Source organism: Paraglaciecola polaris LMG 21857, assembly GCF_000315055.1.
GTDB lineage: Bacteria > Pseudomonadota > Gammaproteobacteria > Enterobacterales > Alteromonadaceae > Paraglaciecola > Paraglaciecola polaris.
Genome location: NZ_BAER01000133.1, coordinates 71,423 through 88,222 on the forward strand (window position 1 = coordinate 71,423; position 16,800 = coordinate 88,222).

General features: G+C 44.7%; 14 protein-coding genes and 1 tRNA gene. 6 read left to right on the forward strand and 9 right to left on the reverse strand.

Annotation, left to right across the window (positions count from 1 at the left end):
• The first annotated feature begins 8 nt into the window (after window positions 1–8).
• Entirely contained in the window at window positions 9–815 is an 807-nt protein-coding gene (locus tag GPLA_RS21720; protein ID WP_007107180.1) for an alpha/beta fold hydrolase, read from the forward strand.
• 70 nt (window positions 816–885) lie between these two features.
• On the opposite strand, the gene glgC is transcribed toward GPLA_RS21720, so the two are convergent.
• The gene (glgC, locus tag GPLA_RS21725) at window positions 886–2,148 is read right to left on the reverse strand and encodes a glucose-1-phosphate adenylyltransferase (RefSeq protein WP_007107181.1); all 1,263 of its coding nucleotides are present in this window, start codon (window positions 2,146–2,148) and stop codon (window positions 886–888) included.
• Between the two features lie 460 nt (window positions 2,149–2,608).
• On the opposite strand from glgC, the gene GPLA_RS21730 reads away from it, so the two are divergent.
• Together GPLA_RS21730 and GPLA_RS21735 are read left to right on the forward strand one after the other, a co-directional pair.
• Window positions 2,609–3,148, forward strand: coding sequence for an SRPBCC family protein (locus GPLA_RS21730; RefSeq protein WP_007107183.1), 540 nt, complete (start codon window positions 2,609–2,611; stop codon window positions 3,146–3,148).
• 145 nt (window positions 3,149–3,293) lie between these two features.
• Window positions 3,294–3,704 (forward strand): hypothetical protein, encoded by a 411-nt coding sequence (locus GPLA_RS21735; RefSeq protein ID WP_007107184.1) that lies wholly within the window; start codon window positions 3,294–3,296, stop codon window positions 3,702–3,704.
• 49 nt (window positions 3,705–3,753) lie between these two features.
• On the opposite strand, the gene GPLA_RS21740 is transcribed toward GPLA_RS21735, so the two are convergent.
• From GPLA_RS21740 to GPLA_RS21765, 6 genes are all read right to left on the reverse strand, one after another.
• Entirely contained in the window at window positions 3,754–4,662 is a 909-nt protein-coding gene (locus tag GPLA_RS21740) for a hydroxymethylglutaryl-CoA lyase (protein WP_007107185.1), read from the reverse strand.
• Window positions 4,659–6,686 carry an acetyl-CoA carboxylase biotin carboxylase subunit gene (locus GPLA_RS21745; RefSeq protein WP_007107186.1) on the reverse strand — a complete coding sequence of 676 codons (2,028 nt, stop codon included), beginning with the start codon at window positions 6,684–6,686 and terminating at the stop codon, window positions 4,659–4,661. Before GPLA_RS21745 ends, GPLA_RS21740 begins: the two co-directional genes overlap by 4 nt.
• Complete coding sequence (locus GPLA_RS21750; protein WP_007107187.1) at window positions 6,683–7,504, reverse strand: enoyl-CoA hydratase/isomerase family protein; 822 nt, start codon at window positions 7,502–7,504, stop codon at window positions 6,683–6,685. Before GPLA_RS21750 ends, GPLA_RS21745 begins: the two co-directional genes overlap by 4 nt.
• Before the next feature lie 13 nt (window positions 7,505–7,517).
• Complete coding sequence (locus tag GPLA_RS21755; RefSeq protein ID WP_007107188.1) at window positions 7,518–9,125, reverse strand: carboxyl transferase domain-containing protein; 1,608 nt, start codon at window positions 9,123–9,125, stop codon at window positions 7,518–7,520.
• Window positions 9,126–9,221: 96 nt separating this feature from the next.
• Window positions 9,222–10,391 (reverse strand): isovaleryl-CoA dehydrogenase, encoded by a 1,170-nt coding sequence (locus GPLA_RS21760; protein ID WP_007107189.1) that lies wholly within the window; start codon window positions 10,389–10,391, stop codon window positions 9,222–9,224.
• Window positions 10,388–10,783: a MerR family transcriptional regulator gene (locus GPLA_RS21765; protein WP_007107190.1), complete on the reverse strand. Its 396-nt coding sequence runs from the start codon at window positions 10,781–10,783 to the stop codon at window positions 10,388–10,390. Before GPLA_RS21765 ends, GPLA_RS21760 begins: the two co-directional genes overlap by 4 nt.
• Window positions 10,784–11,051: 268 nt before the next feature.
• Here GPLA_RS21765 and GPLA_RS21770 point away from each other — a divergent pair, with 268 nt between their 5' ends.
• The 3 genes from GPLA_RS21770 to kynU all read left to right on the forward strand — a co-directional run bounded on the left by GPLA_RS21770 (window position 11,052) and on the right by kynU (window position 14,584).
• Window positions 11,052–12,236, forward strand: a complete 1,185-nt coding sequence (locus GPLA_RS21770; RefSeq protein WP_007107191.1) for a thiolase family protein — start codon at window positions 11,052–11,054, stop codon at window positions 12,234–12,236.
• 177 nt (window positions 12,237–12,413) lie between these two features.
• Window positions 12,414–13,343: an alpha/beta hydrolase family protein gene (locus GPLA_RS21775; protein WP_007107192.1), complete on the forward strand. Its 930-nt coding sequence runs from the start codon at window positions 12,414–12,416 to the stop codon at window positions 13,341–13,343.
• Window positions 13,340–14,584, forward strand: coding sequence for a kynureninase (gene kynU / locus GPLA_RS21780; RefSeq protein WP_007107193.1), 1,245 nt, complete (start codon window positions 13,340–13,342; stop codon window positions 14,582–14,584). Before GPLA_RS21775 ends, kynU begins: the two co-directional genes overlap by 4 nt.
• Window positions 14,585–14,645: 61 nt before the next feature.
• Here kynU and GPLA_RS21785 read toward each other — a convergent pair whose 3' ends face one another.
• Complete coding sequence (locus tag GPLA_RS21785; protein WP_007107194.1) at window positions 14,646–16,262, reverse strand: response regulator; 1,617 nt, start codon at window positions 16,260–16,262, stop codon at window positions 14,646–14,648.
• A 462-nt stretch (window positions 16,263–16,724) separates the two neighbouring features.
• Window positions 16,725–16,800 (reverse strand) — tRNA-Val (locus tag GPLA_RS21790).

Sequence of the window (16,800 nt, forward strand, 5' to 3'; positions counted from 1 at the left end):
ACATTAGGTTGGAAGAAAATAACAGCGTACATGTGCATTTCGCCCATGCAAATGGTTTTCCTGCGGGGAGTTACCGTAAGTTATTTGGCGAGTTAAATGATGAATATGATCTCTTTGCGTTAGAAAAATTTGGTCACTCCAACCGATTCCCAATTTCAAAAAATTGGCGTAACCAAACCCAGGAGTTAATCGAACATATTGAATCTACCCAGCGTAAGCCAGTTTATGCTGTAGGACATTCGTTTGGTGGTGTTGTCTCTTATATGGCAGTCTGTACTCGACCAGATTTGTTCAGTGGTTTGATCATGCTTGACCCACCTATGGTGACCGGTCTGACCCGACTATTTTTTGGGGGGGCTAAAGGCACATCACTGATCGATAAATTAACCCCGGCGGGCAAAACAGTAAATCGCTGTCGGCGTTGGGACAAAGATCAAGATTTAGTCGCCTACTTTCAAGCCCGAGCCTTATTCAAAACCATGGATAAAGAGTGTATAGCAGACTACGTCAGTAGCGTCACCGAGATAGTGGATGACAAGATACATTTGAATTTTAAACCGGAGGTGGAAGCTAATATTTTTCGTAACGTTCCCCATGACATTCCGCGTTATTACGGTAAGTTAACGTGTCCGGCATTATTGGTGACTGGGGAACATACTATGGTCTGCACTGAGCGTCGTATACGGCCTTTTATTCGTGCTAATCGCTTAGCGCATAAAGTATTTGCAGGAGGCGGACATATGTTTCCTCTAGAGTCCCCCATTGAAACCGCTGCGCTTATCAATCAAACGATTGAGGGGTGGCGCAGGAAATAATAAAACGCAGTTATGAAATCGACCCATAAAAAAACCAGACAGCGTCTGGTTTTTTTGATTTTCTAAAAGGTTAAATGCCGACTTTTAAACCGAGCATTTTACGGGTGACTAACACCACTCCTTTGTCGGTGACTCTAAAGCCTCGCGCTTTATCTGCTGCGTGATCATGCCCAATAATCGTACCTTCAGGAATAATACAACCACGGTCGATGATTGCTTTCTTTATCCGGCAATTTCGCATAACTTCCACATCAGGCAGTAACACGGACTCTTCTACTTCACTGAATGAATGTACATGTACGTTTGAGAAGCACAAACTCTTGCGTACCGTGGCGCCTGAAATGATACAGCCTCCGCTAACGACAGAGTCGATCGCAGCGCCACAGCGATTATATTCTTCCCACACAAATTTTGCTGGCGGTAACTGTTCTTGATACGTCCATATAGGCCATTTTTTATCATATAAATTAAGTGGCGGAGAGGGCGAGACTAACTCCATATTCGCTAACCAAAATGAATCTAATGTACCCACATCACGCCAGTAAGAAACTTCACCGTCTTCGTTTGCGAAAGGGTAAGCGTATACGGGGTGGTCCTTTATAATCGAGGGAATAATGTCTTTACCGAAGTCTCGTTCAGACCCTTCATTTTCCGAATCACGTTTCAGATGCTCGAATAAGAAGTCGGTATCAAAAATATAATTACCCATAGAGGCAAGGCATTTAGTTGGATCATTCGGCAGTGGAGTGGGGTGCTCAGGCTTTTCTTCGAAGCCCAAAATTCGGTAGTTTTCGTCTACTGACATCACACCAAACTGGCCGGCTGCTTCCTCAATAGGGACGGGCATACAGCTGACAGTCATCTTAGCGCCTGACTCTACGTGGTGTGCAAGAATATTCGCATAATCCATGCTGTAAATATGGTCACCAGATAAAATCATAACGTACTTAGGTATTTCATCACGAATAATATCGATATTTTGGAACACAGCATCCGCCGTACCCTCGTACCAATTATCGGAAGAACGCTGAGATGCGGGTAAAATTTCTACAGACTCTCCTAACTCTTTCCTAAAGTGCCCCCAGCCTCTAACAAGGTGGCGAATTAACGAATGGGATTTATACTGGGTCACGACGCCAATACGTTTAATCCCTGAATTTACACAGTTCGATAGTGGGAAGTCGATAATTCGAAATTTCCCCCCAAAATACAAAGCAGGCTTAGCCCGCCAGTCGGTCAATTCGTGAAGACGTGACCCTCTACCGCCAGCTAAAATTAAGGCGTAGGTCTCGCGGGTCAGGTTGCTAATATAACGTGGACTTGGATTGGGCATAACAATTGACTCCATTCTTATTCGATTTTTTTTGACGTTCTCATTGCGCAGGAAACACAGTTATTTGCAACCTCATCTGAGCGGTTTCAGATAACTGTGAAGGCCAGTGTGTCACGGGCTCGCTGTAAATTCAATTTGCTTCTACCTGATTTAACATGCGTTTTTTACATATTTATAACTTAATTGTTATCAGTTAAAAAATTGATTTTCAATTATGGGATAAATCTGCCGTTAATATGGGCTATTTTATCGCCAGACTTCACCAATTTGAAAGCGATTGGGTGTTTTTAGGGATTTCAGTAAATAGGTTGTTTTTCTTCTCGCTTTGTACTGTTAATCTATGGCATATTTTTGATTAATATAAATTTTTTTGTTCAATTCGGCAGCAGTTTTTGACGGTAAATTATGTAAATTGTTAAATAAATGTTATAAAACTTCGTATTGTTGATCTAGGAGCTGGATGATGTTTAAAAAGATAGGGTTAGGGGTTGTTGCAGTATTGTTGTTTTTTATTTTGGTAGGCTGGATTTTGCCTTCGGAGTTTAAGGTAGTACGTACTATTCGAATCGACGCACCTGCCGATATTATTTTTAATCATGTGAAAGACTTGCGTCAATGGCAAAATTGGGGCGTGTGGTTTAAACGCGACCCTAACATGCAGGTCTCTTATGCGGGGCCTGAGTCGGCTGTGGGTATGAAGTCGAGTTGGCAAAGTGAAACGCAAGGCGACGGTGAAATGGAAGTCGTTGCGATTGAAAAAGATCAGCGTTTTATTTATACCTTAACTTTCCCTGATATGGGGATGGGATCCACAGGGGAAATTACCTTGCGAGACAAAGAAGGTGAAACGGTGGTAATTTGGCATGACTACGGTGATGTTGGGGGTAATCCTTTTTTGCATTATGTTGCCTTTTTCATGGATCGCATGATCGGGGAAGACCTACAAATGGGCTTAGAGAACCTCAAGGTTATATCCGAAGCTGAGTTTCAGCGGATGTAAAAGCTTGACCATTCTTTGGTCTTTTCATCACAATTGGTTGACAAAGTAACGAGATGAAACGCGAGGGCCAACTCCCTCTTTTTTGCAACACGGGTAACATGTTGGTTGTGAGCAGGTGCGATAAGTCATTGATTTGAGGATGTATATGAGTCGATTTCCAACGCATGGTAGTGTAGAGCTTGATATAGATGATAATATTTTACTAGTCGAAGGCAGCGGACCGTGGAATTTGGAATCCGTTGTTGAGTCAGAAACGCACATGGCGCCATTATTAGCGTTACTCAGTGGTAAACCTTGGGGGGCATTGGTTGTTCTACATGGCGATCCTATTTATGTGCCAGATGCGGCGGCTTTTTTATCTAAAGCGGTAAGGGCACAAAAAGCCCTAGGCCGAGTGGCCACCGCTATGGTTGTCGACCAATCAAATACCCCTGAGTTTTCGAAACGCCATATAGGGCAGCTACTCGACGAAGCAGGGGAAAATTATCGTTTTTTCCCTGATAAAGCTCAGGCCAAGTGGTGGCTTGTGCAGCAAATCATTCAAGCATCACATTAAATGACTCGTTATTGCATTAGCCCATAAGTGAACACAAACAGACGTTATCTTAGAGGATTTTCGCTAAGACACCGGCAACTTTAGAGGCTGACGTAATACCGAGTTTTTCACATACATGACGTCCTGCTCGAGCCAACAAGGTCAAATCAACTCCACTTGCAATGCCCATTCCGTTGAGCATATACACTACGTCTTCGGTTGCCACGTTACCTGATGCGCCTTTGGCGTATGGACATCCACCTAAACCAGCCACTGCACTATCCACTATGCCAATACCATGCTGTAACGCCACCAGAATATTTGCTAGAGCTTGGCCGTAGGTATCGTGAAAGTGCACCGCAACCGCTGATTTAGGCACAACGGCTAATACGGCTTGCAGCATAGTTTGCGTCGCAATAGGAGTACCTACGCCTATGGTATCGCCTAAGGAAATTTCATAACATCCCATGTCGAATAACGTCTTGGCCACTCGCGCCACGTTTTGAGGATCTACATCACCCTCATACGGGCAACCTAGGACACAGGAAACGTAACCTCGAACTTTGATGTCATGTGCTTTCGCCGCCGCGATAACGGGTTCGAAACGAGCTAAACTTTCCGTTATCGAACAATTAATATTTTTCTGTGAAAAGGCTTCTGAGGCTGAGCCAAAAATAGCCACCTCGTCGGCACTGGCCAACATGGCAGCTTCAAACCCCTTAATATTTGGCGTCAATGCGCTGTAACTGACCCCCGCTTTGCGCTTGATAGCCGCAAATACTTGGGCGGAGTCTGCCATTTGTGGCACCCATTTCGGAGATACGAAACTACCGGTTTCAATCACGGTTAAGCCGGCTTGGGCTAACTCCTCAACCAAACAAACCTTGGTTGCTAAGTCGATACTTTGTTTTTCGTTTTGTAAGCCGTCTCTTGGACCCACTTCGACTATCTTAACGTGGCTTGGTAGACTACTGTTCATAGGGATTGGTCCTCGCTAGGGACGAAGTTTAGTAAAGCTGCACCACCGTCTACCAGCTCACCAGCTTGGTAATAGAACTCTTCGACCAAACCGTTTTGTGTCGCTTTAATGGCATGTTCCATTTTCATGGCTTCCATGATCATCAACGTTTGTCCTTTTTTAACCGCTTGTTGTGGTTCCACTAAAAGCGCTACCACTGTGCCATTCATAGGCGCAACAAACGCTCCATGTTGCTCGTTATCGTCAGTTACCCCAAGATCCTTTTGTATATGGATAAATTTAGTCATACCTTGGCTGTGAAATAACGCATAGTCGTGCTGTATTTGGTTGATGGTGACGCTTTCGCTGTGCCCATTGACCGTAGCAAGTAGACGATTACCTGACAATTGCCCTTCACACTGATAAGACTCACCCGCTAGGGCGATAACGAAAGTACCACTGGGTGTTGATGCTCGATTATCAACCTTGAGTCTTTGTACTGCGATTTCATGCTCTTGATTGTTGAGCTGAATAAAGTAGCGGTTAAGGTAGGTGTCATTAGCGCGCCAATCACTAATAAGATCCCAAGGGGATTGGCTGTCTTGGTTATTTACTGAGGTCAGTGGCTTTTCTGCCAATGATAAATACATGGCAAGATTTAATAACTGATTGGTATTATTTGGGTTGCTTTGTTGGAAAATAAGTTCGTGGTGTTTCTCGATAAAGCTGGTGTCGATCTCTTCATCTTTAAATGCTTGCGTATCAATTAAACGGCGTAAAAACGGAATATTGGTTGTAACGCCGTCAATACGGTATTCCCCTAAAGATTGACTAAGACGAGCTAACGCCCGCTCCCTATCGGTATCCCACACGATCAACTTAGCAATCATAGGGTCGTAATAGACGGAAACTTCATCGCCTTGCACAACACCACTGTCGATTCGCACATGCTTAGACTCTTGGGGTGTTTCCAATAAATGTAGCGTGCCTGTCGCGGGCAAAAATTCATTGTCTGGGTCTTCAGCGTAGATACGTGCTTCAAACGCGTGACCGTTAATGTGTAATTCATCTTGGCTTTTGGGTAAGGTTTCATTGGCGGCAACGCGTAATTGCCACTCCACTAAATCTTGCCCTGAGATCATTTCGCTGACGGGGTGCTCTACTTGTAAGCGGGTATTCATTTCCATGAAATAGAATGCACCATCTGTATCAAGTAAGAATTCAACGGTACCGGCTCCCACATAGTTGATTGCTTTTGCTGCTTTGAGGGCCGCATCGCCCATGGCCGAGCGAAGTGCAGGGCTCATTTTGAAAGCCGGAGCCTCTTCGACCACCTTTTGGTGACGCCGTTGCACTGAGCAGTCGCGCTCAAATAGATGCACGCCGTTACCGTGATGATCGCAAAACACTTGAACTTCAACGTGACGTGGTTGGGTCAGGTATTTTTCAACTAGCATGATATCGTCATTAAAGCTCGACATAGCCTCACGTTTGGCTGCCGCTAATGCATCATCAAATTCTTCAGCACTCCATACTTGACGCATACCCTTGCCGCCGCCGCCAGCAGCCGCTTTAAGCAGTACTGGATAGCCCATGTCGTCAGCGTGCTGTTTGATGAGCGCGGGGGATTGGTCTTCGCCGTGATAACCGGGCACTAAAGGTACATTTGCTTGTTGCATAATATACTTAGCTGCAGATTTCGAGCCCATCGCCTCGATAGCCTTAATAGGTGGGCCGACAAAAATAATCTCGTTATCTGCACATGCTTGAGCGAAGGCAGCGTTCTCTGATAAAAATCCATAACCGGGGTGGATTGCATCCGCACCCGTTGCTTTCGCCGCCGCCAGTACCTTATCAATTTTCAGGTAACTCTGATTTGATGGTGAAGGGCCGATATGAATTGCTTCATCTGCCATTTTGACATGCAGTGCATGACGATCGGCGTCTGAGTATAAGGCAACTGTCTTTATGCCCATGCGTTTTGCTGTGTTGATAATGCGACAACAAATTTCGCCACGGTTGGCAATGAGTAGTTTTTTAATCATGAGAGATACCAATTAGGTCGACGTTTTTGTAAAAAGGCACTCAGACCCTCTTGGCCTTCTGCAGATACCCGTGTGTTAGCGATAAGCTCGCTCGTTGTATGTCTTAGCGCTTCATCTGGAATACGGTTTGCCACATCAAACACCAGTTTTTTTGCTGCAGATACTGCGCAGGGCCCGTTTTTAAGGATATGTTCCAACAGACCTTCGATGGTGACATCGAGTTCTTCTTCAGTCACCGCCTCACTGAGTAAACCTATGCGCCTAGCACGGCGTGAAGAAAACACTTCTGCGGTGGTGAAGTAACGCCTGGCGTTTCGCTCACCAATGGCCTGTATGACATAAGGACTGATGGTCGCGGGTATCAAGCCCAATTTCACTTCGCTTAAACAGAATTTACTTAGTTTACTACCCACAGCCATATCACAGCAGGCGACTAATCCTACTGCTCCGCCAAAAGCTGCACCTTGCACTCTGGCAATAGTTGGTTTGGGAAGCGTATTTAATGTGTATAGCATCTTGGCTAAATTATTAGCATCATTGAGGTTTTGTTCATAAGAATAGCTTGCCATGCGCTTCATCCAATTTAGATCAGCGCCAGCACAAAAGCTTTTTCCGGTTGCAGCAAGTATGACAGCGCGTACGGTTTGGTTATTGCCAAGTTGGGTGAATACTCGGGTTAAATCAGCAATTAAAATATCGTCGAAGGCATTGTGCACTTCAGGGCGATTAAGGGTAACGGTAGCGACACCACGTTCGTCAATTTCACAGGTGATATGCTGTGCTGTCGGTGTGGTATTTGGGTCTATAGGGTTATCCATATTTAGTGCCTCCTTACATTCTGAACACCCCAAACTGGGTGTCCTCAATTGGTTTATTCAAGCTGGCTGAAATAGAAAGTCCTAAAACCATGCGCGTATCCGCAGGATCAATGACCCCGTCATCCCAAAGGCGCGCTGATGCGTAGTAAGGGTGGCCTTGGTGTTCGTAGGTATCAATGATCGGTTGTTTAAAGGACTTTTCTTCTTCGTCGCTCCAGGTCTCGCCTGCTCGCTGGCGTTGCTCACGCTTTACTTGAGATAATACTCCTGCAGCTTGTTCACCACCCATTACGGATATGCGAGCGTTTGGCCACATAAACATAAAGCGTGGGTCGTAGGCGCGTCCACACATGCCATAGTTGCCCGCACCGAAACTACCACCAATTAAAACTGTAAACTTAGGTACATTAGCGCAGGCTACTGCGGTCACCATTTTTGCGCCGTGTTTAGCTATCCCGCCTGCTTCATATTGTTTACCAACCATAAACCCGGTGATATTTTGTAAGAAAACGAGGGGGATTTTGCGCTGTGCACACAGCTCGATGAAGTGGGCGCCTTTTTGTGCTGATTCACTGAATAGAATTCCATTGTTCGCAACAATACCGACTGGATAGCCGAAGATACGAGCAAATCCACAAATCAGAGTACTGCCATATAATGCTTTAAATTCATCGAATTCAGAACCATCTACTACCCGTGCAATAACTTCGCGCACGTCGTAGGGCTGACGGGTGTCTTTAGGAATGATCCCATATATATCTTCTTTAGGGTATGACGGTTCTACGCTGGGTTTTACATCTAGTGCCAATGGCTTGGTGCGATTTAATCGTGCCACCGCGTCTCGAGCGATATGTAAGGCGTGTTGGTCATTATTGGCTAAATGATCAACCACGCCAGAAGTGCGGCAGTGAACGTCACCACCGCCTAACTCTTCGGCACTGACCACTTCTCCCGTAGCAGCTTTAACAAGAGGCGGGCCTCCAAGGAATATAGTTCCTTGATTTTTAACGATAATTGATTCGTCAGCCATGGCCGGTACATATGCACCGCCTGCGGTGCAGCTTCCCATCACCACGGCGATTTGTGGTATGTTTTGCGCTGACATGGTGGCTTGATTGAAAAAGATACGACCAAAATGCTCCCGGTCAGGGAATACTTCGTCTTGACGGGGCAAATTAGCACCGCCTGAGTCCACCAAATAAATACAAGGCAGGTTGTTTTGCTGGGCGATGGTCTGAGCGCGTAAGTGTTTTTTTACTGTCAGAGGATAGTAGGTGCCGCCTTTAACGGTGGCATCGTTTGCTACTATCATGCATTCCACACCTGAGACCCTACCGATACCGGCTATCACACCTGCGCTGGGGACGTAATCGTCGTACACTTCCCAGGCTGCAAGTTGTGATATCTCTAAAAAAGGTGAACCCGCGTCCAGTAATGCGTTAATGCGCTCTCTGGGTAATAGTTTGCCACGGTCGGTGTGACGTTTATTCGCTTTTTCACCGCCCCCTTGCTTGATTAAAGAAATTTTTTCATTTAAATCATCTATTTGCGTCTGCATATGGGCAGCGTTGTCTGCAAACTCTTGAGCTTTAGGATTTATCTTACTGATTATGCGGGGCACGGTATTGCTCCAATTTTAAGGCCATCGAGGGTTTTCGATGGCGCGTGTTGCAAAATGACGTTAATTAGCGCTGTATGTAAACTGTCTATTGGCAGGTTAAGATGACTCTTTAAAGAGCTCGCGGCCAATAAGCATGCGGCGAATTTCTGATGTACCGGCGCCAATTTCATAAAGCTTGGCATCACGTAACAAGCGACCAGCAGGAAATTCGTTGATATAGCCATTTCCACCAAGGAGTTGAATTGCATCAAGTGCCATCTTGGTTGCTAACTCAGCGGAGTATAGAATGACAGCTGCTGCATCTTTACGGGTCGTTTCGCCACGATCGCAAGCACGGGCAACCGTGTATACATAAGCCCGAGCGGCATTCATTTGCGTGTACATATCTGCGACTTTACCTTGAACCAATTGAAACTCACCAATGGATTGGCCAAACTGCTTACGGTCATGGATATAAGGTACGACTAGGTCCATACAAGCTTGCATGATCCCAAGCGGGCCGCCAGATAAAACTAGGCGTTCATAATCCAAGCCGCTCATTAACACGCGGACACCATCACCTTCATTACGGATCAAATTTTCTGCGGGTACTGGGCAATCAACGAAGACCAGTTCACAGGTATTTGATGAACGCATACCCAGTTTGTCAAGCTTCTGGGCTTGACTGAATCCTTCCGTTCCACGCTCAACTATAAATGCACTCATACCTTTTGAGCCGGCGCTTAAATCGGTTTTAGCGTAGATCACAAAGGTATCGGCATCAGGGCCGTTAGTGATCCACATCTTGTTGCCATTGAGGATATAGTGATCGCCTTTTTTGTCAGCCCGCAGCTTCATGCTAACCACGTCAGAGCCAGCATTGGGCTCACTCATAGCTAAGGCTCCAATGTGCTCGCCACTGACTAACTTAGGTAAGTATTTTTCTTTCTGGGCGTCAGAGCCATTTTTATGGATTTGATTTACGCATAAGTTTGAATGAGCTCCGTAACTCAAACCGATACCGGCAGAAGCACGACTGACTTCTTCCATGGCGACAACATGGGCTAAGTACCCCATATTTGAACCGCCATACTGCTCAGCAACAGTGACTCCTAAGAGTCCCATTTCACCAAGTTTTGGCCATAATTGGTTTGGAAAGCTATTTTCTTGATCAGATTTTTCTGCCAGAGGAGCAATCTCACCTTGTGCAAAGTTATAAACATGATCGCGTAACATATCGATGTCTTCGCCAAGGCCAAAGTTTAGGGTAGGGTATGCTGCATTCATGCGATTGTTCCTCGCTTAAGTGTGGTGAGTTCGTCTTTACAACGGGCTTCTACTTCGTTTAGCTCCATCATCAAGGCTTTAATATCGTCTAATTGTTGATCCATCACAGCCCGCTTTTGTTCGGTCATATAGAGCATGGCTTCAAGCTGGGCAGCCGAATTTTGATTGCTGTCATATAAGTCAAATAAGGTTTTAGTTTCAGCTAATGAAAAGCCTAAACGTTTACCACGTAATATGAGTTTTAAGCGCACTTTGTCCTTTTTCTTGTAAACTCGGTTTTGACCGTTACGCATAGGATTAAGTAGCCCAGATTCTTCGTAAAATCGAATGGAACGAGAGGTGATGTCTAGCTCTTTGGCTAACTCGCCTATGGTGTAAAGTTTTTCGGTCATGGGACTGCCTTATGACAAAATGATGCGTGATCTAGTAATTATTTATTAAACTAGACTTTACGTTAACGTAAAGAGTAAGTTAACGTAAAGGTAAAGTATGAGTTACAATTCGTCAACATTGAAATGCGAAAAAAGTTTAGTTTTGAGTTGAAGCCTTTAATCTATTGGCTTTGAGTGAGATCTAGAATGTGAAAACTACAAATATTTGGGTGTCATAGGTAAATAAACCTGGTTGAAATGTACAAATCATAGTTAGGAGAAAAGCAAAATGAGTAATGATTCAGTGGTAATTGTAAGTGCTAAGCGTACCCCTATGGGGGGATTTATGGGGGGATTGTCAGCACTTGACGCTTGCGCTCTCGGGGCAAATGCCATCGGTGCTGTGCTTGACGATGTGGGCGGAACCAGACCAACTATCGACGAAGTGATCATGGGCTGTGTGTTACCAGCAGGACTCGGTCAGGCTCCGGCTCGCCAAGCAAGTTTAAAGGCAGGTTTACCCATATCAACTGGCGCTATCACCCTTAATAAAGTGTGTGGCTCTGGTATGAAAGCCGTGATGCTTGCCCATGATTTAATTAAAGCTGGCAGTGCAAGTACGGTTATTGCTGGTGGTATGGAAAGTATGTCTAACGCGCCTTATATTTTACCTAAAGCACGCCAAGGCTACCGCATGGGTCATGGTCAGATGCTCGACCATATGATGTTAGACGGTCTGGAAAATGCTTATGACGGGAAAGCGATGGGGTGCTTTGCTCAATCTAAAGCTGATGAAGAGAACATTACCCGTGAGCAAATGGATGAATTTGCATTAAGTTCATTAACTAAAGCCAGTGATGCTATTGCCAATGGTTTGTTCAAAGATGAGATCGCACCCGTGACGATTACATCTCGTAAAGGTGATGTTGTTGTTGAAAACGACGAAGGCCCAGGTAATGCTCGTCCCGAAAAAATCCCTTCGTTACGCCCGGCATTTACCAAAGACGGTACTGTGACGGCAGCGAACTCCAGTTCAATATCTGATGGCGCGGCGGCGTTATTGGTCATGAGTGAATCACAGGCAAAAGCACAAGGTTATACACCTTTGGCGCGCATTGTCGGTCATAGCTCAAATGCCATCGAGCCAGAAAACTTCAGTGTGGCGCCAGTGGGTGCCATGGAGAAATTGTTTGCGCAAATCGGTTGGGTAAAAGATGACGTTGATTTGTACGAAATAAATGAAGCTTTTGCCATGGTAACTATGCTGGGTGTAAGTAAGCTTGGCCTTGACCCTGCAAAAGTGAATGTAAAAGGCGGAGCATGTGCACTGGGTCACCCGATCGGGGCATCAGGCGCGCGTATAATCGTGACACTTTTACATGCGTTGAAGCAGCGTAAATTGAAAAAAGGTGTGGCCGCCATTTGCATTGGTGGCGGGGAAGCCACCGCAATTGCATTTGAAATGCTGAGCTAAAACTCAGAGATTTGGTATCGATGGCGCATTCGCGCCATCTTCTTGCACCACTTGATATATTTATCGTAAACCTTTGTATCATAACGTGATAATTTGACTTCAATTCTAATTTCGTATCTGATTAACGCGCAATATTGACCATTCGATTGTTTGGCGTACTTGTACTATGGAGAGAGAATGAAACTTACACTCAACCTTGTTCTGCTATTTTTACTCAGTTTGCTGAACGCCTGTGCTGATGGGCCACATAAGCCTAATAACGTCGCCCACGACGAGGTTGTAGAGCAGGGACAAACGAGCCCCACTATGCTTCATGATGTCAGTTTCGAGCAAGTTATGGCGCTCAATAGCGAGCCCGATGACAGTCTCAAGCTAGCCTATGGGAGTGAGGCATTACAATACGGCCGTTTGTACTTACCCGAACAAAACGAAACCCAGGGGCATCAGACATATGCACCTCTGGTCATTTTTATTCATGGAGGATGCTGGCTAAATGCGTATGGAATTGAACATAGCGTTGCATTTAGTCAATCACTCGCACAACAAGGATTCGCTGTTTGGTCACTTGAATATCGCCGCACAGGTGATGCGGGAGGCGGCTGGCCTGGTAGTTTTAATGACATTTTGAAAGGCGTAAGTTTTGCTCAATCCTTTAAAGATTATCCTATCGATCTATCGAACATTGTTCTTACTGGGCATTCCGCTGGTGGGCATTTAGCTTTGCTAGCAAGCGCACCTGAGAGAGGATTATTTAAAGGCGATGCTAGGCTAAAAGGTGTTATCGGTTTGGCTGCCATTGTTGATGTGGTGGCATACTCTAAGGGAACAAATAGTTGCCAAACGGCCGCTGTAGACTTTTTTGGCGGCAACGCCGAGCAAATGCCTGATGCATATGAACGTGGGTCGCCACTGACTTCTTCTTTACCTGCAAATACCTTGTTGTTGCAAGGAGACGTCGACAGCGTAGTTGATAGGAATCAAGCAATCGCGAGTGGTTTGAAATATAAGGTGGTAAGTGGAGCAGGGCACTTTGATTGGATCCATCCGGGAACAACAGCGTATCAAACCTTTTTAGCCACATTACACGAGCGAGTATCTACCCCATGAACGTTGTAAGCCAAGCACAAATCGAGCAATGGGATAAAAGCGATCCCTTGGGGGCGAAGCGCCTCGAGTTTTCGCTTCCTAAGGATGTTATTTATCTTGATGGAAACTCGTTGGGCGCGATGCCAAGTGTTGCCACTGAGCACGCTAAACATGTTTTAGAGCAGCAGTGGGCTAACGATCTCATTATCAGTTGGAATAAGCACAAATGGATTGACTTACCCTTGGCTGTAGGAGAGAAAATTGCCCGTTTAATTGGCGCTGCATCTGGTCAAGTGATTTGCTGTGATTCTACCTCGATCAATTTATTTAAAGTGCTAAGCAGTGCGATGGCATTGCAAAAAACACGCTCTGTGGTGCTATCTCTATCGGGTAACTTCCCCACAGATTTGTATATGGTCGAAGGTTTGGCATCTGTGCTAGGCCAAGATGCATGCAAGGTGAAATGGGTGGATGAAGATATCCTTGAAAGTGCGTTAACAACGGATGTTGCAGTTCTGATGCTAACCCAAGTAGATTTTCGTTCCGGTCGGTTATTAAATATGGAACGTCTAACAAACCTTGCACATCAAAAAGGTATTCTAGTTGTTTGGGATTTGGCGCACAGCGCAGGGGCGTTACCTATCGCGTTAGATGAATGTCAGGTAGATTTTGCCGTAGGCTGTGGTTATAAGTACCTCAATGGCGGGCCTGGTGCGCCGGCATTTCTATATGTGGCAAAACGTCACCAGAAAAACGTATCTCAGCCGCTCAAGGGATGGATGGGGCACAAGCGTCCATTTGCTTTTGCTGGTCATTATCAACCGGCTGAGGATATTAATCAGTACTTATGCGGGACACCTAACGTGATTTCCATGAGTATTTTGGAAGCTGCACTAGATGTTTTTGCTGATGTAAACATGCATCAGTTACGCGAAAAATCCGTCGCATTAAGTGAGCTATTTATCGCCCTTGTGCAGAAAGAACCGCAATTGAACGAGTTGAGTTTAGCTTCACCAATACCGGCTGAATTAAGAGGTAGCCAACTAGCTTTTCGCCATAAGCATGCCCACGGAATTTGTCAGGCGTTGATTAAACACGGCGTGATCGCCGATTTTCGGGCTCCCGATACCTTGCGTTTCGGTTTTACTCCGCTTTATACACGCTATCAAGATATAGCAAAATGTGTGAACATCTTAACGAACATTATCAGTCAAAAAATATATCAACATCCAGAGTTTAACGTACAGCAAAAGGTGACGTGACAATGGGTGACTTTTATTCGAATTTACCGAGTGTTAAATTAAACGTGTGTTGCACAGTGTATTAAACTATGTCATCCAAAAGCTCACGTATTTTTGTATAGCGACTTTCTTGCTCATCATTTAAAGGGCCGGTTTCAACAGTTCGCACGCAGCGCCGAATTGTTTTTTGATACGTATCGTCCCCATGCAGGCGTTTAATGGTGATAACTTGCAACAGGTTCAGCGCTATCGATGGATTTTTGGGCATTAAAGTAAATGCATCGCTAAAGGTGTGCAGCGCATTATCTATATCACCTTGTTGAAATCTCTGTACTGCTGAGTTGTTGAGCTCTTTGGAACTTTGTTTTATACGACTTTTTTCGACTTGTTCCTGCTCGGCATAACGTAAAAAAATCTCACTGCTTTGATTGCTTTCAGCGCAGCGTCGAACAATTTCTAATAACATCTCTTGGCTGCGTGAATGCAGACCGATTTCATGAAAGGCTTTCGCTTTATCTAATAAGGCTTCAATCGTTTCATTTTCCCAGTGTTCATTGTCTAACTGCTCAAGTAACGATTTGGCGTTGTCTTTCTCATCTGCTAAATACATCAGTCGAGCGTTGATCACGTTAATTTGGTCTTGCATCTCGGCTTTAGGAAAGGCTTGGCGAAACTGGCGAATATACTCGTTTGCTTGTTTTACCAAGGTTTGAGTTTGCTCATCGTCTGATGTCATGGCGTAGTCAATTCCTGCACGTGCCACATTCAAGTAATGTTCTGGCATATCATGAATAGAGTTTTTTGCAAATTTCACAATCTTCTTAGCCGCTTCAAACTGCGTATGATAGTCATGAGTTATGCGAGACAAGTCCAATACTGTTTTATGACGCCGTATGTTTCGAGGCGATATCTCGGATGCCATCAGTACGCATTCTAAAGCCGTGTCAAAGTCACCATGTTTGATTTGTAAAGACATGAGTAAGTCATATGCAGCTAGTTGAGATTCAGGTTTAAACGCCAAGCGTAGCACCAGCTTTTCCGCCGCTTCATCCTCGTTTAAATGAAGAAAAGTTTTAACTAAACCTAATTGCGCCCAAGTAAATTTTTGCACATTCAAAATGGCTTGGTAAAACACTTTCGCCTGGGGGTAATGCCCACAAGACTGTAATATTTCACCTTTTATTTTTAACGCTAATGGAAAAAATTCAGAGTTCTTGGGCTTGCTTAAAAATAGTTCCACTTCTGACAAGGCTTTTGGGAAGTGTTTTTTCTCAATGCACCAATAAACACTTTGCAGCGCGCGTTTGCGTCCCAGTATTCGGGAAAGTCGGCGGTCTAGTTCCTTTACAGTAAAAGGCTTGGCGAGAAAGTCATCGGGCTGTAGCTCAACAATACTCTGTACTAAATCAGCCGTTGTGTCGGCACTGATAAAAACAAAAGCAGTACTAAGCGGTAATTCCCCATTGCGATTAATTTCGTCATAAAAGTAATAACCATCTTGCTCATGCTTCAGGTTGTAGGAACAAACGATGAGATCATATCGCTGATGGCGAATTTTATTTAGGGCGAGATGTACTTTATCCACGTAGGTAATATCACTAAAGCCAAGCTCTTCCAGTGAATACTTCATGTATCCCTTGGCAAGAACCTGATCGTCAACGATCAGTACTTTGGTTTCTTTAGCAATCAGTGGATTCATGTAAACGATTCAAAAGGTTGATTACTAAAGGTTATCGTACTTTCATACGAAATTATAAGGGCAAATTATCAACTTGGCATTATTTTGCTTAGATAAGGGTAAAAAAAATGCATGGAGCGAGCGGTAAGTCGACACTAATAAACGTTATTAGAAATTAAGGCGAATAACGACTATCCGCTAGCGGGTCAAGTTAAGTCGCCGCGTAATTTGATAAAAAACAGCGGTATTTATCCTAGGAATAAACATATAAATATCAGTTAATTTAAAAGCAAACGGATAAAATAATTACAATTAGGTTGATGGATATAACAAAGAAGTGGTGGTCGCTACTGGACTAAAACGGTGTCGCCTGTGCATGTGTTAAGAACGGCGATGTTTATCGCTGACAGAGGAAAATAGCAGTTAATTTATCATTAAACGGATGAAGTAAATAAAACTAGATTGAGGGATATAACAAAGAAGTGGTGGTCGCTACTGGGCTTGAACCAGTGACCCTCGCCTTGTAAGGGCGATGCTCTCCCAACTGAGCTAAGCGACC

What these genes read in the sequence shown, in the direction of transcription:
- glgC (WP_007107181.1), bottom strand. Translation starts at nt 2,148, where the DNA reads ATGCCCAATCCAAGTCCACGTTATATTAGCAACCTGACCCGCGAGACC.
- GPLA_RS21730 (WP_007107183.1), top strand. Translation starts at nt 2,609, where the DNA reads ATGATGTTTAAAAAGATAGGGTTAGGGGTTGTTGCAGTATTGTTGTTT.
- GPLA_RS21735 (WP_007107184.1), top strand. Translation starts at nt 3,294, where the DNA reads ATGAGTCGATTTCCAACGCATGGTAGTGTAGAGCTTGATATAGATGAT.
- GPLA_RS21740 (WP_007107185.1), bottom strand. Translation starts at nt 4,662, where the DNA reads ATGAACAGTAGTCTACCAAGCCACGTTAAGATAGTCGAAGTGGGTCCA.
- GPLA_RS21745 (WP_007107186.1), bottom strand. Translation starts at nt 6,686, where the DNA reads ATGATTAAAAAACTACTCATTGCCAACCGTGGCGAAATTTGTTGTCGC.
- GPLA_RS21750 (WP_007107187.1), bottom strand. Translation starts at nt 7,504, where the DNA reads ATGGATAACCCTATAGACCCAAATACCACACCGACAGCACAGCATATC.
- GPLA_RS21760 (WP_007107189.1), bottom strand. Translation starts at nt 10,391, where the DNA reads ATGAATGCAGCATACCCTACCCTAAACTTTGGCCTTGGCGAAGACATC.
- GPLA_RS21765 (WP_007107190.1), bottom strand. Translation starts at nt 10,783, where the DNA reads ATGACCGAAAAACTTTACACCATAGGCGAGTTAGCCAAAGAGCTAGAC.
- GPLA_RS21770 (WP_007107191.1), top strand. Translation starts at nt 11,052, where the DNA reads ATGAGTAATGATTCAGTGGTAATTGTAAGTGCTAAGCGTACCCCTATG.
- GPLA_RS21775 (WP_007107192.1), top strand. Translation starts at nt 12,414, where the DNA reads ATGAAACTTACACTCAACCTTGTTCTGCTATTTTTACTCAGTTTGCTG.
- kynU (WP_007107193.1), top strand. Translation starts at nt 13,340, where the DNA reads ATGAACGTTGTAAGCCAAGCACAAATCGAGCAATGGGATAAAAGCGAT.
- GPLA_RS21785 (WP_007107194.1), bottom strand. Translation starts at nt 16,262, where the DNA reads ATGAATCCACTGATTGCTAAAGAAACCAAAGTACTGATCGTTGACGAT.